Source organism: Staphylococcus sp. GDY8P94P, assembly GCF_017892255.1.
In the GTDB taxonomy this organism is placed as follows: domain Bacteria; phylum Bacillota; class Bacilli; order Staphylococcales; family Staphylococcaceae; genus Staphylococcus; species Staphylococcus cohnii.
Genome location: NZ_JAESKU010000037.1, coordinates 1 through 1,813 on the forward strand (window position 1 = coordinate 1; position 1,813 = coordinate 1,813).

2 protein-coding genes and 1 pseudogene are annotated in these 1,813 nt (G+C 27.0%); 1 reads left to right on the forward strand and 2 read right to left on the reverse strand.

Going from position 1 to position 1,813, the window contains the following annotated elements:
* Window positions 1–62 precede the first annotated feature (62 nt).
* Window positions 63–725, reverse strand: coding sequence for a hypothetical protein (locus KA926_RS13765; protein ID WP_198065348.1), 663 nt, complete (start codon window positions 723–725; stop codon window positions 63–65).
* Between the two features lie 266 nt (window positions 726–991).
* On the opposite strand from KA926_RS13765, the gene KA926_RS13770 reads away from it, so the two are divergent.
* Entirely contained in the window at window positions 992–1,606 is a 615-nt protein-coding gene (locus tag KA926_RS13770; RefSeq protein ID WP_198065349.1) for a TetR/AcrR family transcriptional regulator C-terminal domain-containing protein, read from the forward strand.
* Between the two features lie 118 nt (window positions 1,607–1,724).
* Here the strand turns inward: KA926_RS13770 and KA926_RS13775 are convergent.
* Window positions 1,725–1,813 (reverse strand): annotated as a pseudogene (locus KA926_RS13775) (IS6 family transposase); the annotation flags it as partial.

A 1,813-nucleotide genomic window follows, 5' to 3' on the forward strand; every position in this document is an offset into this window, starting at 1 on the left:
TTACTTTGCAACAGAACCACTATAGTTTTATAATTTGGACATCCATTAATACTATTCATTAATTACTTTTGTTTTAAATCATTTTTCTGATTTTTCATTATGTTTATAATAAGTAATATTAACCAAACCCAAGACAATAAAGTGAAAGGTACAATAATAGCAAAATTTATAAGGTAAGCCCCGATAGCCCACCCCAATCCTATAATAATACCTATAATCGTATACGTTTTATTTACATTTTTTTCAAATATGAAAACAAGTGCTATTAAGATAATAGATATGCCTAAAAAAAGTTGAGAGATGAATGCTGTTGTTCCTAAAATATTAAGGATAGCATCACCTTGCAATAAAATATTTTGTTTCTCTGTACTTGGAGCATTTTGCCATTTGTTTGCAATTTGCGTTAAACCAAATCCGTGAATATAAAAATAGATAGCAAAAATAGTTGTTGTAATTGTAAACTGGGTTAATGCAATTTTAGCCATAAGTCGCGAACTTTGTCTAGATAGATTAAAGAATATGCAAATAAAACCAAATAGCCATAATAATATAGCAATTATGTTTATAAAATGTTTAGTTTGCCAAAATGTTTGCTCAGCCACAAAAGGTATTGCTGTTGATGCTTTTTCAATTGGTGGGTTTCCATGAAAAATAGTAGCAAGTATATAAAGAAATGTTCCAATTAGTACTAAGATTCCACCAAGTGTTTTTTCATTGATTTTCATATTATTTTTTTGACTCCTTCTTCCAATACTTACTCATTTCCATTCCTTTTACACAAATAGCTGTTAAAAATATAGTTAGACAGATAATAGTAACACTAGAAATTATAGCAATTGATATTGTCATATTTGACACCTCCTAAAAAAATACAGTTAATCTAACATTGTTAGATTAACAGCGAAATCCTGTATTGTCAACCAAATGTTGTTTGACTTAATGATAATGTTATACTTAAAAAGTAAAGTTTATTAAAGGAGTTTATTTATTAATGTCTAGAAGAAAAAAAGAGTCTCTTCAACTTTCGGAAAAAACAATTGTCAATGCAGCAATTGTTTTTTTAAAAGAAAACGATCTAAAAAAATTAACAATACGAAATTTAGCTAGTGAATTAGATATAGAAGGAGCGTCTTTATATTGGTATATAAAGAATAAGCAACATTTAATGGAGCTTATCGCAGATGAAATATGTAATAAAATAGAGTATCCTAAATTAAATAAAAAAGCTGAGGATCAAATTATAGATATTTCTTTTCAGTTAAGAAATTTACTTTTAACTATTAAAGATAGTGCACATATTATGGAGGCAACACCACCATTAATGCCAAATCGAAAAAAATTAATATCCTATATTTATAATTTATTTAAGGACTTAGGTATGGATAATAACGAACTCTTTTCTGCTTCATGGATGTTGAATAATTTTATAAATTCTTCTGTTATTGAAGAATATAGAATTTTAGAAAATAAGTCCTCAAAACTACACCAAAAAGTAAGTGATGAATTACCATTTGATAATATTGAACAATTGGATTTAGAAAGAGAATTTAGGTTTGGATTAGAGGTTCTTTTATTAGGTTTTAAAGAAAAAATTAAAGAAAAATAGTGTATAAACAAACCGGTTCTGTTGCAAAGTAAAAAAATATAGCTAACCACTAATTTATCATGTCAGTGTTCGCTTAACTTGCTAGCATGATGCTAATTTCGTAGCATGGCAAAAATCATTAGATCTGAAGAGACCTGCGTTTCTTTTTATATAGAGCGTAAATACATTCAATACATTTTTAAGTATTATTTGATGTATTTATAATTT